Origin of the sequence: Rhizobium sp. BR 315 (assembly GCF_050577975.1) — a bacterium.
Lineage (GTDB): Bacteria > Pseudomonadota > Alphaproteobacteria > Rhizobiales > Rhizobiaceae > Rhizobium > Rhizobium miluonense.
In genome coordinates this window covers 16,994-34,240 of sequence record NZ_JARWKZ010000028.1, presented here as the reverse complement: position 1 = coordinate 34,240, position 17,247 = coordinate 16,994, and the positions used below count along the sequence as shown (strand labels likewise).

Annotated in this window: 13 protein-coding genes and 2 pseudogenes; 5 read left to right on the top strand and 10 right to left on the bottom strand. The window is 55.5% G+C overall.

The genetic code is table 11. The annotated features are described in order from the left end of the window. The first annotated feature begins 45 nt into the window (after positions 1-45). Positions 46-624, top strand: coding sequence for a YceI family protein (locus QD409_RS22965; protein ID WP_430763746.1), 579 nt, complete (start codon positions 46-48; stop codon positions 622-624). A 91-nt stretch (positions 625-715) separates the two neighbouring features. On the opposite strand, the pseudogene QD409_RS22960 reads toward QD409_RS22965, so the two are convergent. Continuing rightward, positions 716-840, bottom strand: a pseudogene (locus tag QD409_RS22960) (IS110 family transposase); the annotation flags it as partial. Beyond that, a complete protein-coding gene (locus QD409_RS22955) occupies positions 833-1,462 on the bottom strand; it encodes a GGDEF domain-containing protein (protein WP_430763776.1) in 630 nt (209 codons plus the stop codon). The gene QD409_RS22955 and the pseudogene QD409_RS22960, both read right to left, overlap by 8 nt. Positions 1,463-2,238: 776 nt before the next feature. Between QD409_RS22955 and QD409_RS22950 the strand changes: the two are divergent. Continuing rightward, positions 2,239-2,415, top strand: a pseudogene (locus tag QD409_RS22950) (IS21 family transposase); the annotation flags it as partial. 152 nt (positions 2,416-2,567) lie between these two features. On the opposite strand, the gene QD409_RS22945 reads toward QD409_RS22950, so the two are convergent. Both QD409_RS22945 and QD409_RS22940 read right to left on the bottom strand, forming a co-directional pair. After that, a complete protein-coding gene (locus QD409_RS22945; RefSeq protein ID WP_430763745.1) occupies positions 2,568-5,321 on the bottom strand; it encodes an EAL domain-containing protein in 2,754 nt (917 codons plus the stop codon). Then, on the bottom strand, positions 5,318-6,349 hold the full coding sequence (locus tag QD409_RS22940; RefSeq protein ID WP_430763744.1) for a FecR domain-containing protein: 1,032 nt from the start codon (positions 6,347-6,349) through the stop codon (positions 5,318-5,320). The genes QD409_RS22945 and QD409_RS22940 overlap by 4 nt, the downstream gene beginning before the upstream one ends. Positions 6,350-7,350: 1,001 nt before the next feature. On the opposite strand from QD409_RS22940, the gene QD409_RS22935 reads away from it, so the two are divergent. After that, positions 7,351-8,613, top strand: a complete 1,263-nt coding sequence (locus QD409_RS22935; protein ID WP_430763775.1) for an epoxide hydrolase family protein — start codon at positions 7,351-7,353, stop codon at positions 8,611-8,613. 255 nt (positions 8,614-8,868) lie between these two features. Then, positions 8,869-9,171: a PsiF family protein gene (locus QD409_RS22930; RefSeq protein ID WP_430763743.1), complete on the top strand. Its 303-nt coding sequence runs from the start codon at positions 8,869-8,871 to the stop codon at positions 9,169-9,171. Positions 9,172-9,932: 761 nt separating this feature from the next. Here QD409_RS22930 and QD409_RS22925 read toward each other — a convergent pair. Next, entirely contained in the window at positions 9,933-10,637 is a 705-nt protein-coding gene (locus tag QD409_RS22925) for a glutathione S-transferase family protein (RefSeq protein WP_430763742.1), read from the bottom strand. A 43-nt stretch (positions 10,638-10,680) separates the two neighbouring features. Beyond that, a complete protein-coding gene (locus QD409_RS22920) occupies positions 10,681-11,295 on the bottom strand; it encodes a glutathione S-transferase (protein WP_430763741.1) in 615 nt (204 codons plus the stop codon). 119 nt (positions 11,296-11,414) lie between these two features. Between QD409_RS22920 and ftrA the strand changes: the two genes are divergently transcribed. Beyond that, the gene (gene ftrA, locus QD409_RS22915) at positions 11,415-12,377 is read left to right on the top strand and encodes a transcriptional regulator FtrA (protein WP_430763740.1); all 963 of its coding nucleotides are present in this window, start codon (positions 11,415-11,417) and stop codon (positions 12,375-12,377) included. 344 nt (positions 12,378-12,721) lie between these two features. On the opposite strand, the gene QD409_RS22910 is transcribed toward ftrA, so the two are convergent. The 4 genes from QD409_RS22910 to QD409_RS22895 form a co-directional block, all read right to left on the bottom strand. Continuing rightward, the gene (locus QD409_RS22910; protein ID WP_430763739.1) at positions 12,722-13,147 is read right to left on the bottom strand and encodes a hypothetical protein; all 426 of its coding nucleotides are present in this window, start codon (positions 13,145-13,147) and stop codon (positions 12,722-12,724) included. Positions 13,148-13,677: 530 nt separating this feature from the next. Next, on the bottom strand, positions 13,678-14,670 hold the full coding sequence (locus tag QD409_RS22905) for an alginate lyase family protein (protein ID WP_430763738.1): 993 nt from the start codon (positions 14,668-14,670) through the stop codon (positions 13,678-13,680). 489 nt (positions 14,671-15,159) lie between these two features. After that, entirely contained in the window at positions 15,160-15,618 is a 459-nt protein-coding gene (locus QD409_RS22900; protein ID WP_430763737.1) for a hypothetical protein, read from the bottom strand. Between the two features lie 194 nt (positions 15,619-15,812). Further along, positions 15,813-16,790 carry a 3'-5' exonuclease gene (locus tag QD409_RS22895; protein ID WP_430763736.1) on the bottom strand — a complete coding sequence of 326 codons (978 nt, stop codon included), beginning with the start codon at positions 16,788-16,790 and terminating at the stop codon, positions 15,813-15,815. Positions 16,791-17,247: the final 457 nt, after the last annotated feature.

The window sequence follows — 17,247 nt, the reverse complement described above, 5'->3', positions numbered from 1 at the left end:
CTGCCGAGCTCCAGGACACGCTGGACAAATCAAAGGAGAGTACCCATGAAATTCACAGTTCTAGCCGCTGCTCTAACCGGCGCACTCTTTGCCGGATCTGCTTTTGCCGCGGATACGTACGATGTCGACCCGACACATGCCTGGGTTTCCTTCAAGACCAATCATGCTGGTTGGTCGAAGGCTCACGGCATCTTCAAAACCGTAGCGGGGACGATCTCCTTCGACAAAAGCGATGTTGCGAATAGCTCGATCTCGCTAAAGATCGATGCCAACAGCATCGATACCAACTTCGAGCAGCGCAATTCCGACCTGAAAAGCCCCGACTTCCTGAATGTCGAGGAGTTTCCGGATATTACCTTCACGAGTACTAAGATCGAAAAGACCGGTGACAAGACGGCCAAGGTTACCGGTGATCTGTCACTCGCAGGCACCGTTAAGCCGGTAACCTTGGATGTGACATGGAATGCCGAGTCTCCGCTTCCCTGGGATGCCAAGACCGTCAAGACCGGTTTCTCCGCCACCGGCAAGTTTAGCGGCCCGGATTTCGGCCTGAAGAAGCTGACAGATTTCGGCCTCGGCCCAGACCTCGCGCTCGACATCGATATCGAAGCCATCAAGAAATAACGACTTTCTTTTTAGGTTTTGCCGAGAGCTGGCGGGACGTATGTCTCGCCGGCTCAGTTCTGCGTGGGAACCAACAATTTAAAGATCCGGTCACGTCACCGACCCCTGTCGCGAAGGTCACCGGGGCGGTCAGATCGACTCCGCGCAGCGTCAGCAACGCTCGAACTATGGGGTAAGAGGCCAGTTCGAGATGAACTCCTCGATCACTTCAGGAATGATGCGAGCATCTCTGAAGTCTTGGTGGCAACAGGGATTCAAAATCACATGGAGGAGCATGACCTGCCAAGCTAAAGCCAGCTTTAGTGTCGCGTTTCACCGCATACATGAGCTGGTCTGCACGGCGCATCAGTTCATGCAGTGAAGCGCTGTCACCGGGGAAGGCAACCACCGCGCCCATGCTGCATGTGACCCCGTGGCCAGTGTTGTCTAAAGCGGCAGTGAACCCGACATGCAACTGCTTCGCCACCTCCAGCGCGCCCTCGGTCTTTGACAGCTCCATCAAGACCGCGAACTCGTCGCCACCCATCCGTCCGAAACAATCCTCCACGCCAATTAATGACTTCCCCTGTTCTGCAAGACATTGCAGGAGCTGGTCTCCTGTTTGGTGTCCGAACCGATCATTAACGGCCTTGAAGCCATCGAGATCGAAATAGGCAAGTAGCAAAGACCGATTGCGTGCCGTTGCCGATGCCAGCATTGCTTCAGCCTGGCGTTGGAACTCCTGCTTGTTCAAAATTCCTGTCATCCAATCCCGCCGCGCGAGGAGGCGCTCCCGGTCGAAACTCTGCCGGAAGCGCGTCACGACAGCAGCCGCACATCCGAACTTGACAAGTTGCATCACCAGCTCGACGATCGCGCTCGTATCCAGATGACCGGAAAGTCCGAGTAAGGTCACGACCGATAATATGATTTCCGCGATCGCGATGCCCATTCCTGTTTTGAAACCGAAACACCAGCAGGCAATACAAACTGGCAGCATATAGAGCGAACCGACATGGTGGATGCCGCTGACTTGAAGAAGCCAATCTAAGCTTGCGATACAGATCAAGCTGAGGATCAGCAGCCGCCAAACAGCGACTGGCGTCAGGGAGTCGAGCCACTGTTCCGGGGAAAACAAGGGAACCTCGAGATGGTCACTCTGCTGGCTTCGATGGTCTTTCCGCAATGCTGTCAGCGCTCCGCACACACCGTTCTTCCGCCTGTGCGCCGGTGGAGAACCAGCCATAAGAGTGCATTAGCCGGGAGATTGAAACCCAAGGTTTGTCTAGCACAGGCGCCTTTAGCTCAAGCCTGAACATGCGCGTCCTTCACCCAATCGCCGCGGCACCAGGCCTAACCTTGCAGGGGTTCCATGCCCCGGCCTGCATCCTCACAAGCTAACGCAGGAAATAGCTGAAAATCCTTAATATTTAGGGAATGCAATCTCTCCCTACGAACACCGCGACTGTTGCTGATAATACCGCAGCGATGCTCTAATAGTGCAGTTTGAATCTTCCCCAGTTTGAAGTGCCGCCGGTCATCGGGCGTGTGCGCCCGGAAGGCCGGCGGCGCGTCATCGCTAATACTCTTTCCGATGATCGAAAGGGGGATTTGGGTGATCAAGCTGAGGAGACAATGATGATCTTGGATCTGCATCGACAAGGTCTGTCGCTGATCGCCAGGCAGACGGACATATATCACAAGACGGTCCGCAAATATATCGAACGTGGACTGGCGGCTCCCGCGTATGGTCCGAGGAGGCCGAGAGCGACGTTAATCGACCGGTTCACCACCTATCTCCGCGAGCGGGTAAACGAAGCACTTAGGCAAACAATCCCGTCCCTAAGGCGCTTGCCGTCAGCCAGCAACGGTTCCGGCCTGGCGTTTTTCCCTTCCAAGTCTGTTCCAAGAACCACCCATTATTTGCGTGGACCTAAATGAGCTCCCGGTTGCGGGGTCTTAAACTAACCGATGACAGCCGGCGCCAGGAGCCTATATTGCCGCAGTATGTCATCCGAGCGTTGCGGCTTACTAAAAAGATATCCTTGCCCCGTTTCGCATCGAAGTCGGCAAAGAGCCTCCTTCTCTGCCTGGCCCTCGATTCCCTCTGCAACGATTTCCATTCCGAGGCCGTGTCCCATCGACACGATGGCCTTCACGATCTCGTGGACACTCGGGTCATGAATCATTCTTCGAACAAAGGATTGGTCGATTTTCAGCTTGTCGAGTGGGAGATCGGCAAGATAGCTCATAGAAGAATAGCCAGTTCCAAAGTCATCAAGAGCCAAGGTGATACCCGCCGCACGAAGGTCCACCATCTTAGCGATAGAGCCTCCGCCATCATTAATAAAGGCCGATTCCGTGAGCTCAAGGCATAGTCTGGAAGCTGCTAAACCGCTCTGATGCAGCGCGTGAAGGACGTCCGCTTCGAGGTCAGTACGCTCGAACTGTATTGCAGATACGTTGACGGAGATGACGCCGTGCGACCACCGCGCTGCTTCTGCACAGGATTGCATAAGCACCCATCGCCCGATTTCGCAGATCTGCCCGGACGATTCCGCGATTGGCACAAATTCTGCGGGGGATATCAGGCCAAGTTCGGGATGCCCCCATCGCAAAAGCGCTTCTGCTCCCACAAAGCGTTGGGTTGCCAAATCTATCTGTGGTTGAAACACGAGGAAGAACTGATGATTTCGGAGCGCGGCACGCATGTCCACTTCTAAACGCCTGGTGCGAGCTTGCTGAAGTGCCATTTCCGGATCGAATGCTTTCCACTGCTCTGATGATTTCTTTGCAATGTCCAGCGCGGATTCAGCTGCGCGTAAAGAATTTTCAGCACTCACCGGTCCACATCGCGCAATACCGAGGCGAATTCCAACTGCTGTCAATGTTCCATTAAAAGCAACAGGCTCCTCAAAGAGATGCAGGAGCCATTCAGCATGATTTTTTGTTTCGCCCTCTTCTTCTGCGAAAAGTATAGCAAACAGATCACCATCGATGCGGGCAAGAGGTGCATCAGGCAAGGCACTGACCAACCGAGAGGCGACGGCTTTCAGAAGCGCGTCGCCAATCTCTCTCCCGAGTGTGGTGCATATGCTTGTGAAGCGTTCTATATCGAGTAGAGCGATGATGCCACTTCGTCCTTCAATCCGCACAAGAAACTCTCGCCGGTTCAGCAGGCCTGTCAGTTCGTCCTGCTCAGACATCCGCTTTAACTTGTCTTCATAGAGCTTTCTGGCAGTGATATCCCGAATGATGATGCACCCACCGAAGGCCTTTGCAGAAGGACGGCCCATCGCCTCAAGGGGCGAAAGGGTTATCAAGGCTTCGTAGGCCGCGAGCTTCTCATCGAGAGGCTTTAGGAATTCGACGATCTTGGATTGGATCCCGATCTGCTGCGGATCATAGTGACCAACAATCTCCGTGACCGCCTGAGAGACTGTGCCTTCCCTGATCGTCAAAAGACTATCGCCCGTGCTGATCTCGAGGATCGATTTTGCCGAATCGCTGATTTCTGAAATTCTCAGGTCTGCATCGAATGCGATGATGCCATCAGAGCTGTCGGCTATGATGGTTCTCATCAACCGGCGGGAATTTCGAGCGTCGACCTTGGCGATCGCAGCAATCATTTCTCCAAGGTCTATCCGTTCGTTTAAAGCGAGAACCCAAGCGAGTGCCAGAAGTGTCCAGGGAACGATTGTTCCGCTAACGATCGCCAGGTCCTTCTGTAGGAAAAATGCTGCAGCTTCACAGCCGCATCCAAGGGCGGCGGCAATAAGGGTAGTCTTGCCCATGCCCAAGGAGCGAAAACAGAACACACCGAAAATCAAAGCGCTGGCAAATAAGAGATCGAGCGGAGTTTGATAGATCTCGCGAAGGATGCGACTTTGGAGTTGCGTCTCTGCCGCGAGGACATGGATGAGCGGACCGGCCAACCCGCCATAAACCGGTACGTTGAAAGTATCTTTTAGTTCAGTCGCAGATGCTCCGACGACGACAGAGCGACCCGCAAGTTGCTTTGTTCCCACTTGACCTGTGAGAACGTCCGCGAATGAGTAGGTCGGTATGGTTTCCGGTATGATTGAAAAATCGATCAACTGGCTTCCGGATAACTTAGATCCGCCGGACAAGGCTGAGGCTGCAGAAGGGGTTGGCCTTCCATCGAAATCGTTGCCGAAATCAAACCGTCGAACCACGCCGTCAGCGTCCGTTGCGACATTGGCAAAAACAGGCCATGCATTGGCAAGCAGCTGTGGAATTGGCTGCGAAATTTCTGTCTGCGAAGACGAGGCTGCCTTTTGTTGTCGGAAAATCGGCAATAGGACGCCGCCACCGACCCTTGCTAAAGCCGAAGCGAAAAGAGCGTCTTCCGAGGCGCTGGACGGTGTTGAAAAATCGATGTCGACAAAGATGTCGCCGACATTAGAGCTGTATAATTTATCCAGGATTTTTCCGTAAACGCTTCTTGGCCACGGCCAGACACCAACCTCGTCAAGCGTGTGCTTGTCTATAGCGATGAACGCGATCTTTCCCGAAGAGTTGCGAGGCGCCCATTCGAACCGCGTGGCGACCAACTCATCGTTCAGTTGGACGACGGGAGCAAGTTGAGGCCCGATGATTGGAAATGTGAGGATAGTGAGGACGAGCAATGCTCTCAGCAGGACGGTGCCAGGGTTGCCCCGGCGAAGACGCGATAAGGAGCGCTTGACGCTCTTCACTTTTTGCCACCTTTAATGTTCCCGTTCCCGTTCCCGTTCCCGTTCCCGTTCCCGTTCCCGTTCCCGTTCTTGTTGCCATTGCCATTCCCGGCGTTGCTATTCCCATTCCCATTCCCATTCCCATTCCCATCGCCGCCGCCGTTGCCTGCGTTGCCATTGCCGCCATTGTCTCCGGCGTTGCCGTTCCCTTTTCCATTGGTGCCGCCGTTGCCGTCGTTGCCATTCCCATTGCCACTGCTGTTCCCGCTACCGCCGTGGCTCGCTTCACCGGAGCTTTTTCCGCTGCTGCTTCCGGAGCCACTATTGTTCTCGCCGCTGGCACCGCCCTTATTACCACTGTCGCCAGCGGCGCCAGCTTGCGACGACTTGTTCGTGCTACCGCTCGCGGCATACTGTCCGGACGGCGTGGCGGCACCCAGTCCGGGCACTTCTGCCACCGAGGGGGCAACGGACGCTATCGATGGCGCTGACACCTGTCCGGAGACCGTCATCCCGATATTGCGATCGACGGATGCGCTTTGACGCGGCCCTACATTTGCTTGCTGACCGCTCGCGAAGGATGTTACCTGAACCAGCCCTCGATCAACTGAAACGGACGCGGTTGTTTTCCCGACGCTGACCCGGAAGATCGTACCTTTGACGACAGCGGCAAGATATGGTGTTTGAACGGTCGTATGCGGCTGGCTGCGTTTTTCGATCTCAAGATCGAGTGTGCCGATCTGTTGACGGATCTCGGTTTTACGCGATGAAAGCATGCTTGAGTTCGTTGTAATCGAAGCCATCGTGTTTGGTTGGAACCCGATGCTTTCGACGCCGCGCGCGAGCTGAACTCGGCCGCGGGGGCCAGTCGATATCCAGGCCCGGTTTGGGACGACATCGCCGGTATGTAGATCCATCCAGTTTGAGAGGTCTATCGTATATTTTACCTGGCTGGTGGCCTTTGCAACCTGCCAATCATCGCTCTCGGCCATTACGGTCGTGGGCAGAAGAAATAGGATGAGAACCAGAACACGAGCAAAGAGCGACACGATTACCCTCCAATATCCACGTGGGCTGGATGGAGTGTTGCGTCGCTATCGTTAAGCCTCAGCGACGCCCAAAGCGCTTCCCAGTTGTTTGTCGCGCCAACCAGGGCCTCACGTTTGCACGATAGCAACTGCATAAGTTTGAGTTGTTCAGGAGCTATGGGGTTGGTATCTGGCGCGTAAGGATCTGATCGATTGCGATCCGGGCGCGGAAATGGAATGGGTTTGTGCATGAGGCCTTTTCCGGAACGACAAGAAAGAGGCGGGCGCCGTCATCGGGCTCTCTCGGGAATGGTGAGGAAAAGCTGCCTCAAATCATTCGTGCAGCGCGGATAGGCTTTCGGTTGCTCAGCAGACACCACATCATCCTTGGAAGACAAGGTCGCGGCAACGTCGCATGATTTGACGCAAACCATTAACAAAAGCTGGATTTTTACCAACTGCGTCCGTCTTTTCCCGCTCAGGCTGAACTTTGTTTCTCGTATCGGACAGCGTTGGCGTAAAATGGATCTATCCAGGCCAGATTGGCGCGGTCAGCTCCTTATGTGCTTAACCCCAGACTGTTCATTTGCGTCGTGATTTCACCTACGGGTCAGAGCGTTGTGAAACTCGACAAGTTGATGGAGTGAATGTCCCTACGATGGCATCGCAATGAGCCACCGTGATATTTGCCAGTACGCGGTTAGGGGGATGGAATACGGGCTGAGCTGCTTGAGGCAGCGGAAATAATACGCACTCTCTCCGTGGTTGGATAACGTGGCGTCGAAGTCTTTATCAAATCTGAGTTGGTCAACAATAGAATAGTCCTGTCCCCCGCTTTTGACCTGTACGTTCTGATACAACTTCGCCGGATTCTCAAACATCTCGGATACGTTGGATTTCTAGTCTCCGTTTTGTCGCCGCACTGGGCAGAAACAACGGGGTTTTCCATGATTAGAAATGAAAAGATATCTCCACGCGTACATCACGCAGGTTCTCTCGTCGCTCTTACGATCGGCGCGATTATGCTCGCTCCTGCAGGGTATCTTCAGTCAGCGAGCGCTGCCGACGCCCTAACGGTCGCGTCGGCGAGTACGCCAAAGGCCGACGAGACGATCCGTCCCTTCGAAGTCCATGTTCCACAGTCGCAGCTTGACGATTTGCGCCGGCGCATCGCCGAGACACGCTGGCCCGATAAGGAAACGGTTGGCGATCAGTCGCAGGGCATTCAATTGGCGCAGGTTCAGGACCTGGTGCGATATTGGGGAACCAACTACGATTGGCGCAAGGCCGAAACGCAGTTAAATGCCCTGCCGGAATTCATCACCACGATCGATGGCGTTGATATCCAGTTCATCCACGTCCGCTCGAAAGATCCCAACGCGCTGCCCCTTATCCTCACCCATGGCTGGCCGGGCTCGACATTCGAGTTCCTGAAGGCCATCGGCCCTCTCACCGATCCCGTGTCTTACGGCGGCCGTCCCGAAGATGCGTTTGACGTCGTCATCCCTTCGATCCCGGGCTATGGCTTCTCGGGAAAACCGACCGAGCTCGGCTGGGGGCCGGACCGCACGGCGCGAGCCTGGGATGTCCTGATGAAGCGGCTCGGCTATGACCACTACGTCTCCCAGGGTGGCGACCACGGCTCGGTCATTTCCGACGCGCTGGGGCGCTTAGCGCCAAAGGGCCTGCTCGCCATTCATCTCAATATGCCGGCCACCATCCCCGGCGACTTGGTCAAGCCAATCAACAGCGGCGATCCCGCCCCTGCGAGCCTTGCTCCCGACGAGCTTAAAGCCTTCCAGGCTCTCGGCACATTCTTTGGGCGAAACGCCGCCTATGGCGCCCTGATGGTGACGCGACCGCAGACGATCGGCTATTCGCTGTCGGATTCGCCGGCCGGCCTTGCCGCCTGGATGTACGAAAAGTTTGCCCAATGGAGCGACAGCGACGGCGTCCCCGAGCGCGTCCTGTCCCGGGACGAGATGCTCAATGACATCATGCTTTACTGGCTGACGAACAGCGGTGCGTCCTCGTCGCGCTTCTATTGGGAAAACAACAACAACAATTTCAGCGCCGATGCCCAAAAGACCAGGGACATCAAGATCCCGGTCGGCATCTCCGTCTTTCCCAAGGAGATCTACCAGGCCCCCGAAAGCTGGAGCAAGCAGGCTTACCCGACGCTCAACTACTACCATCGGGTCGCTAAGGGCGGACATTTCGCGGCCTGGGAGCAGCCCCAGCTGTTTGCCGAAGAGCTGCGTGCTGCTTTCAAGGCGGTCCGCTGAATCATCGAGTAAAGCGGTGCGACAGTCAAATTCTGTCGCACCGCTCAATTGCTGGTGCGGTCTCGGGCGCGAAAGAAGGCGTCTACAAATCTCGGGACTATTCACGATGATGTCCAGCGATCACGGGAGACGACAACCCGATGCGTAACGCGAGGGGTTTCCACACGTCAATTCTGGCATTCATATCGGGTTCAGATGCGGCATGCAGAAATACATGCGTCTCCTAAGACACCCCCTAACTTTCGGAGGCAACACATGAAAATCACTTATGCTCTCGCCCTCGCTGGCATGCTGGCATTCTCCGGCTCGGCTTTCGCGGCGTCTTCAACCGCCACAACCACTGACACTACCGTCAAACCGGCTGCTACTGCGGCAACCACCAACGCTGCGAAGCCGGCGGCAACAACGACCACGGCTGCGAAGCCGGCAGCTGCCGAGGCGCAAAAGCAGGCCATTTCCAAGAAATGTTCGGCTGATGCAGATGCCAAGGGTCTGCATGGCAAGGACCGCAAGAAATTCCGCGAGCAGTGCAAGACTGCAGCCTTGAAGAAGAGCTGAAGGCCGTCGACCCGAACCGCTAAATTGCGCGTATTGCGGGTGCTTCGATATAAAGGGGGCGGAGAGTAATCTCCGGCCCCTTATCTTCACAATGTTAAATCTGTCTAGCGGATGGTCAGCGTGATCGAAATCGAACAAAGCCTGCACGAAACAATGGCGGCGATCGGGAACCGAATGGCGAAACGATCCCGACCGATCGCAAGGTGTTTCATAATTCCTTCCCTGCTGCCCGAACAATCTTCGCCTAAAGCCTCTTCAAAGCCTGGATTTCGAAGAGGTCTGTCACCACCGGCGATTGGAAGTCATCCATTTTACGGTGGAATTACAGCTGGAACGATTTGGCCGCGTTAGTGGCGGCGAACGGGTGGAGAACCGGCGGGCTTTGCCTGCTATTTCGTTCCGAAGCCAGAACTGCGGACACCGCCGGCCAATGTGGCTGAAATTTCAGGTATAACGGCGGAAGTATCGTTTGGGCGCCATCTTGAACCATGTATTTTAGTAATTTCTTGTTGGCCTCTGGTTGATTGCATCCCTTTGGCTGCTTGGTTTTGCCAGCACTGCAAGCGCGATATGGACGGCTATTGTCCTCGGCGTGCCGATCGCGGCGTCGTTGCAGTGGGCAGTTTGGGACGTACATCATCCACGCGCCCACGCTTAGGCGTGGACACGAGCGTAATACCGAGTAGACTCACCATGAAAAGCGGCGGAGTGGCCCCAGATCGGGATGGGTCAAATCAAAGCGATAATCAACAGACAAAGCCTTAGCGGATATCATTGGTGTGCCCAAACAGGAGGGCTTGTGCCCTCTGGTCACTGATGAAGTCTGTACGTTCTCGTTCTTTACGGCCGACCGCCAGCCCACGCTCAACCGCTGGCCTGTCCATGACGGCCTTGAACCACCGCTTCAGATGCGGGAAGTCGGAAAGATCCTGTCCTTGCTTTTCGTGTGGTACGATCCAACCCACACAGGCGATATCCGCGACAGAATAGGACCCGCCGAGATAGTCACGGTCAGCAAGTTGGCGGTCCATGACGCCGTAGAGGCGTTGGACCTCCTTCGTATATCTGTCAACTGCGTAGGGGCTCGGTTCGGGCGCGTACTGCCGAAAGTGGTGTGCTTGCCCTGCCATAGGCCCTAAGCCACCGATTTGCCAGAACAGCCATTGCTCGACCTCGATCCGTTCGGCCTCGTTGTTCGGATAAAACCGGCCGAACTTACGCCCGAGATATTGCAGTATCGCACCTGACTCGAAGACGGAAACAGGTTTCCCGTTAGGTCCGTCGGGGTCTATGATCGCCGGCATGCGGTTGTTGGGCGAGATCTTCAGAAACTCCGGTTCGAACTGTTCGCCCTTGCCGATATCGACAAACCTGACGTCGTAAGGAGTGCCCAGCTCCTCCAACAAGATGCTGATCTTCCACCCGTTGGGCGTGGGCCAATAATAGAGCTGGATAGGCAAGGTCATGGCCAAAATCCCTCAAGTCTACGATAGCGGCGTTGTTCGCTGGTCAGTTGAAGGGAAATGCGCTGAACGCTTCTGTCGCCTCGGCCCTGGCGGAAAGAGCAGCGAGCGCCGGGTGCGTTACTGCGGCAACAGCGTCCGACAGCATCTCGCGGGTGAAGCGGAAGGCGACGGCACTGGTGATGTCCGCCTGGAGCGGACGATCGCCGAAAATCCAGGCGTCAACATCCTTCACCTCTAGTTCCAGCATACGATAGGCGGCTGCGAGCTGGCTATGAACTCGATCGAGCCAGGGTTGATGCTGCTTTTCCGAGGGCCGCAGATTGTATTCGTAGACGATCTGCACCGTCTTCTCGCAAGCGGCGAGCGCGAGACTGATGATCCGCTGGGCGCGGGCGTGGGTTTGCACATCGACCGGCGAAAGGCTGAGGGCCGGCGTTGCGAGGCGCTCGGCATGTTCGAGGATTAGGCTGGAATCCATCAGCACGACTGCTTGATCGGTCACGAGTGACGGTGCCTTTACGACCGAATTGATCTCGGCGAAGGCATCGAAAGTGCTGAAAACGGACAATGGTTCATGGGAGAAGGGCAGCTCCAGCATTTTCAGCGAAATTGCCACACGCCTCACGTAGGGTGAGTCCAGCATTCCGATCAGTCTCATCACTATTCACCATTCCCTTCGGTTTTTGATAGCCGGGTCAGACCTTCGATCCGTTCGATATCGTACTGAAAGCATCTGTATCCTTGCCAGTGGCCGGAATTGCCATTATCGTAAGGATCATGCCAAAGCGTTTCAATCCACTGGTCGCAATCGTCGCCTATGACGGACTTTGCACGTTCGAGTTCGGTTGTGCTTTTGAGGTCTTCGGGCTCTCTCGGCCGGAGATGGGGCCTGGCTGGTATCGTTGTGTAACTGCAGCAGTGGACCCTGGACCTATCCGTGGCGCTGGTGGACTCGTTCTTGAGCCGGACGGTGGGCTGGAACTGCTCCGCGCGGCCGATACGATCGTCATCCCCGGTTGGAGGGGCCCGAATGCAGATGCACCAAAGGGGCTTCTCGAAGCACTTTGTGCAGCGGCGGCCGACGGAAAGCGCATCGTGTCGATCTGCGGCGGTGCGTTCGTGCTTGCTCAAAGCGGATTGCTATCTGGCAAGAGGGCAACAACGCACTGGCATCACGTCGAAAAACTCGCGTCGGCTTATCCCGACATAATGGTCGAGCCCCGCGCCCTTTATGTTGATGAGGGCAATATTCTCACCTCAGCCGGGAGCGCCGCCGGCCTTGATCTCTGTATCCATGTCGTGCGAAAGGATTTTGGGGCGAAGGCGGCCAACAGCGTTGCTCGTCGGCTCGTTGTTGCCGCTCACCGCGACGGAGGGCAGGCACAGTTCATCGAGCGATCGCTTCCACCGCCGGCAGGAACGCGACTGTCCGTATTGCTTGATACAATCCGCGATCGACTTGCCGAACAGTGGCCGATCAAGCGGATGGCCGACGAAGCGCACGTCAGTGTCCGCAGTATTCAGCGACATATTCGCGAGGCCACTGGAATGGGCCCCGGCGAATGGCTGCAGAACGAACGGTTGGCCCGGACACGGGACTTGTTGGAAGAGACAACGCTCTCCATCGATGCTATCGCTCGTCATGCCGGTTTTGGAACCGCCACTAACTTCCGCAATCAATTTCGAGCAGTCGTCGGGCTTTCGCCTGCCACCTATCGATCGAGATTTCAAAATAGCTGATGAGATGCTCTTCGGTTTTGGGCCAGCAGTACCTGGAATTTTCCGGGTTTAAGGCTCAGCCCGGCCGCGGAGCCGATAGGCCGTTCATCAGCGAAATTGGCACCTTGTTGCCGATCGCGCTGTGTGGCCGGAACTCGTTGTAGTTGCTCATTTGCGTCGTGATTTCACCCATTTTTGCATTTCGCCGTGACCCTGCCTCGATATCGATATCACAAATTCGTCAATGGGTTCCCCCGGGATCGAATGGATCAAGGTCAAATGGAAATATGGGGCAGCGCGTTGTGAAACCCGACAGCTCCACACTATGGAGAACTTAAACGGTATCAAAATCCGGAATCAACGACCTAGTTTCTAATAATCGTTAGCGCCGTAATGTCGCCCCATACGGGCAGGTGAATAACAGCGGTACCTGCCGGAAGAAAATCGCCAAAGGTCAGCTTGACATGCCGTCCCTGGTTTGCGGCAATCCGCTTTTGCACAGGCGCGCCCTTGCCGATGATCTGCACCGTGTCGATAGTTTCCTTTTCTGCGCCATCATTCTGGTTTGGATCGTAGAAGCAGATCGGTCGGTCAAGTTTCAGCGTGTCGTAGCTCTCGGTGTCTCCCGTCGGCAGTTCGGCGGTCTCATGACCGATGACGCCGGTAAACCGGTATCCGGAATTCTCCTTAGCAGCGATGCAGTTCGCACCGTTGGCCTCCGCTGAGAGTCCCAACGTAACGGCAAGGATTATTCCGCCGAAAGACCAGATTCGTTTTGAAAACATATCCATGCTGTTTACTCTCGGCTGGTTGTGACAAATGCTCCATCGGCGACCGGATCCCGATATGAGAATGTGATCTTCTGTTCAGCCTTTACGGCGGCGAAGGGGAGCTGATGTTTGCGACCTGCGGCATCAGCATTGGTTCATATTTCGTGGCGTTTGCACCGATAATGATTGCGAGAGAGGGAGGGTTTGCAAGAGCGTTTATGAGCGGGAATGAGGCCCAAACCTCGCGCGAGCGAAAAAATGATCCGGGCTGACAGTCACTATGATTGCGATGAGACGGAATAAAGCATTTTGATCAGATAACAGGGCTCAAGAGCAAGCGGTTGCGATCACTCGGCCATGAGTTCTCTCTCTTTCCAGAGTTTCGATTGCCGTACAGTGTCGGCAGTTCATTTCCTTCAAGAGCATTAAGCTAACCGGCGATGAAGCTTGCGGCGCTAGTTGGCGGCCATGATCCGAGCCGTGATCAGCGACAAGCGCCATCTCCACAAGAGCATGCTTGCGTGCGTTTTTAATCATGCGGGATTTCGTCACTATAAATGCCCCACTGTCGGCTGCCTGGTCCAAGCCGCCGTGACGTTGCCGCCGAGCCGCGGGTTAATAAATGGCCGACGCCGAGCGAGCAGAGCCGCCAATCGTGGATCGTGGAAGCGCGCCTGATACGGCTCCATCCAGGCAAGGTCGCCGGCAAAAGTCCAGGGAAACAGGTGTTGTGGTGTAGAGGTGTAAGCTGAAAAGCTGTTTTGATTGATTGCGGCATTGATTACCAGGTTCGCCAAGCATCGCACCGCCCCATTGTTTTCCGAATAGAGATCGACGCCCCGCGCCTGCGCCAATTCTGCGGTAAAGACCAATGGAATGAGAGCAAAGTTATGGTAGTGAAGGGCCCGGTCGTCGCGTTTCAATTCGCGCTGAAGTGTACCATTCGGCTGAATGTCCTTGATACCTTCTCGCGCCCGAGCGATGCCGGCGTCGATCAGATCGGGTCGGTTCATCAGTGTTCCCGTTGCTGCAAGGTCGAGGCCCGCCCAGTAAACCAGATTGTTGTGCAGTCGGTTGATGGCGTTCGCATCCCGCGTGGAGACAGCTATGTCGATAAGCCATTTCGAGATGGTCGGAGGAACGGCGTGAGCGTCCGTCTTTGTCTGCGGAAAGAACCGACGCAGCGCCAGCGCGAAATCGGTGCCAGCCCATGAGCGTTCATAATATCCCTGATAGCCTTTGATCGGTGCCATCAGGGCATCGGCACGCGCCCAGCTATCAAGAAGCTTGACCAGACAAGCCTGATCGCCGCTGTCGGCTACCTTATTCACCTCGTCGATAAAGGCATGAAGCGGCTTTATCGCCTCGCTGTAGCCGCCCGGATCATCGTAGAATCCAGGAGGGTCTATGGCCGAAATTGGCGGCGGAACCTTGCAGGTGTCTGCTCGTGCCGCGATGGGGAGAGTGACGACGAGCAGGATGCCAAGAAGAATTGCCGAACATCTCCGGCTTTCGTCCACTGGCATTTTGAATGATGCAACCATTCTCGCTCTCCAACATCGGACCGTGATGTGCCCGGACCTCGATGAACCATGTCATTTGAGGCTCTCATCAGATTTGTGCTGGTTGAACGGTCGAGCGAACGAAATCCGTCGCTTAAACTTGAAAAAATCTTCGCTGCAAGGATTGAGTGAAAGGCGACGCGCTGCCCAGCCTCATGAAACGCTGTTTGCCCACACGGTGGGCTGTTGTAGCTGCTCGGTATTCAAGTCGTTTTAGAACTTCGGCCGATCAGCGTAAGTTTGCCTGAAAGAAGCGGGTCAGTTCAGCGTTCGGTCGCCTGTGTGTTCATTTGCGTCGCGATCTCACCCAGTTTTTCATTTCGCCGTGGCCCTGCTTTGATAGCGATATAGCAAATTCGTCAATGGGTTCTCGACGACTGATTGGATCAACATCAAATGGAATTGCGGGTCAGAATGTTGTGAAACTCGACACGCTTTGCTTGGATAGTCGGTCAATAACAGGATTTCCGATTAAAAGCAGCGACTCGGGCTGTATGGGCCAGATTCACGGAAATATTGCCGTTTTTCGTCGCTTTCACCGTCATCTGCTAATTGACGTTGATAATCGTCAATCTCGACGATCAACACAGTTTCATCGCACATTAGTACAACTTTTGTTAGATGGCCTTCCTTGCTTGTCCAGGCTTGTCCTGTGACCTCGGGAGTACGGAAGATCGGCGGCGCGCTGGGTGCGGAATAGGTTTTGAGATAATTTTGGAATGCGGCTTCTGCCGCTTGCTTTCCAACCGGATCTCCCGGGAAAGTGTCTTGCGAGTGAATTGAGTAGACGATACCTTTGGCTGTAAGAATCGCACTGATCGCCCGATCGCCGATTTTGAGGTCTACCATGTTGGCGTGAGGAAATCCTTCTGTATCCCAACTCGCTTTTGCCTCGCGTCGGAGGAGGTGGATCACCTGATCTGTTGTCATGCCAAGACGCAATTCGCCCGACGGTATCATAAGTGATTGGGCATCCGCTGGATGATTGGCCAGCGCTGACAGTATGAGGCATGCCGCAAAGATCGAGATTGTTCGGGGCTTTGCCTTAGGCTGATGTAGAACTGGAAATCTCATTTCTTACCCGCATGAAGACCCACTGGGCATGGTCGGCTTCTAACCAGGAGCTACCTCCGGGTTCGAAACCTGTCGAACGCCGTTAGATGCTGAATAGGCGGATCGGCTTCGTTCCAACGGTAGATCTCGTCTCGTAGAAACCGAAGCTCGTCTTCCATGGCCTCTTCGGCGATCTCGATCCACCATGATTTCGGCCGGCCGTCGCTGCCGTCGGACCAGCGATAGCCTCGCTCTTTCAGCCGATCCTTCAGATCGAACGGCGAGTTCTCGGCGAAGATGCGCACCCGTGAGCGCTTGCTCGCCCGGTAAAGCTCGGCAAAGGGTGTTCGTTCGATATCGTCTTGAGAGCGCGCCAGCACTTCCAGCAGCGCAAAGCAGTCATCGACGGCGCGATGTCCGACATGAAAAAAGCCACTCTGGTTGATGAGATAACCAAGCTTGGTGCCCTCGTATCCTCGGGCGCTCCAATCGATCTCGGCATTTGAACAGGCCCAGGCCTTGCGGGAAAAGATCGAGGAAAAGGCCTCGCAGAACGGCCGATCGAAGCCGGCGTTGTGGGCAATGATGAGATCGGCGGGCTCGATGAGCGCACGCACCGCCGGCAGGTCGATCATTTGGCCGAGGACCATCGCGTCGGTGATGCCGGTCAGTCGGGTGACGTCGGCGGGGATCGGCGCGTTCGGTTGCTGCAGCCCACCGTAGACACCCGTAACATCCCCGATCTCGCCGTCGTCATTGAAGGTGAAGCCGATCAAGCCGATTTCGATGATCTCGTCTTTCTTGGTGTCAAGCCCGGTCGTCTCTGTATCGAGGATGACGCCTTGCAGAGGATAGCCAGGCCTTGGGGCAGTGACGATCGGGCGTGGCTCGAGTTTTCTCAAGATCTGATAGCGTCCCGTTGCTTCCAGGATCCGCACCATCTCCGCTTCGTCGGGAGCAGAGCCGACCTGTCGATTGCGCGGGCTTAGGGCCGACGTTTTGCGAACGGTCTGCGCATTCTCCGAAAACATATCGAGTTGAGACGTCATTACCCTTCCGATCAAAAGGATCGGCACGAATTTAAAGCGTTAGACACGGCATGAGAAGCTCTCGGTCACGGCCGCGAGCCGATACCCACCGGTATTACGCCTCGGAAGTTGCGTTGGCGAAGAAGGTTGCTCGTCCTCAGACTAAGGTCCGTGTTCAACGCAGATCTATTCGGATAGTGGATGATTGCCCCCGACCGTCGACACCACTGCCATCCGTCGGCGGTCTGCCCTGTCACTGGACGAACCTCCAGTGACAGGGCGAACATTCAGGCGACTGATCTCGGCATCCTCTGCCCATGATGACAGGGAAAATCGGGGTGGGGACGAAGCAGGCCTCCGACGGTGCCCGCTTAATTGGAAACGTGCTCTGTCATTCGTCTGCGCCCCCGACGTTCATTTGTTTCGAGATTTCACCCAACTTTGCATTTCGTCGCGACCTTACCTAGATGTTGATATC

Excerpts from the sequence above, each read along its gene's own strand:
- QD409_RS22920 (WP_430763741.1), bottom strand. The coding sequence starts at position 11,295 with ATGAGACTGATCGGAATGCTGGACTCACCCTACGTGAGGCGTGTGGCA.
- QD409_RS22930 (WP_430763743.1), top strand. The coding sequence starts at position 8,869 with ATGAAAATCACTTATGCTCTCGCCCTCGCTGGCATGCTGGCATTCTCC.
- ftrA (WP_430763740.1), top strand. The coding sequence starts at position 11,415 with ATGCCAAAGCGTTTCAATCCACTGGTCGCAATCGTCGCCTATGACGGA.
- QD409_RS22965 (WP_430763746.1), top strand. The coding sequence starts at position 46 with ATGAAATTCACAGTTCTAGCCGCTGCTCTAACCGGCGCACTCTTTGCC.
- QD409_RS22900 (WP_430763737.1), bottom strand. The coding sequence starts at position 15,618 with ATGACAACAGATCAGGTGATCCACCTCCTCCGACGCGAGGCAAAAGCG.
- QD409_RS22910 (WP_430763739.1), bottom strand. The coding sequence starts at position 13,147 with ATGGATATGTTTTCAAAACGAATCTGGTCTTTCGGCGGAATAATCCTT.
- QD409_RS22895 (WP_430763736.1), bottom strand. The coding sequence starts at position 16,790 with ATGACGTCTCAACTCGATATGTTTTCGGAGAATGCGCAGACCGTTCGC.
- QD409_RS22905 (WP_430763738.1), bottom strand. The coding sequence starts at position 14,670 with ATGGTTGCATCATTCAAAATGCCAGTGGACGAAAGCCGGAGATGTTCG.
- QD409_RS22925 (WP_430763742.1), bottom strand. The coding sequence starts at position 10,637 with ATGACCTTGCCTATCCAGCTCTATTATTGGCCCACGCCCAACGGGTGG.
- QD409_RS22935 (WP_430763775.1), top strand. The coding sequence starts at position 7,351 with ATGCTCGCTCCTGCAGGGTATCTTCAGTCAGCGAGCGCTGCCGACGCC.
- QD409_RS22955 (WP_430763776.1), bottom strand. The coding sequence starts at position 1,462 with ATGCAACTTGTCAAGTTCGGATGTGCGGCTGCTGTCGTGACGCGCTTC.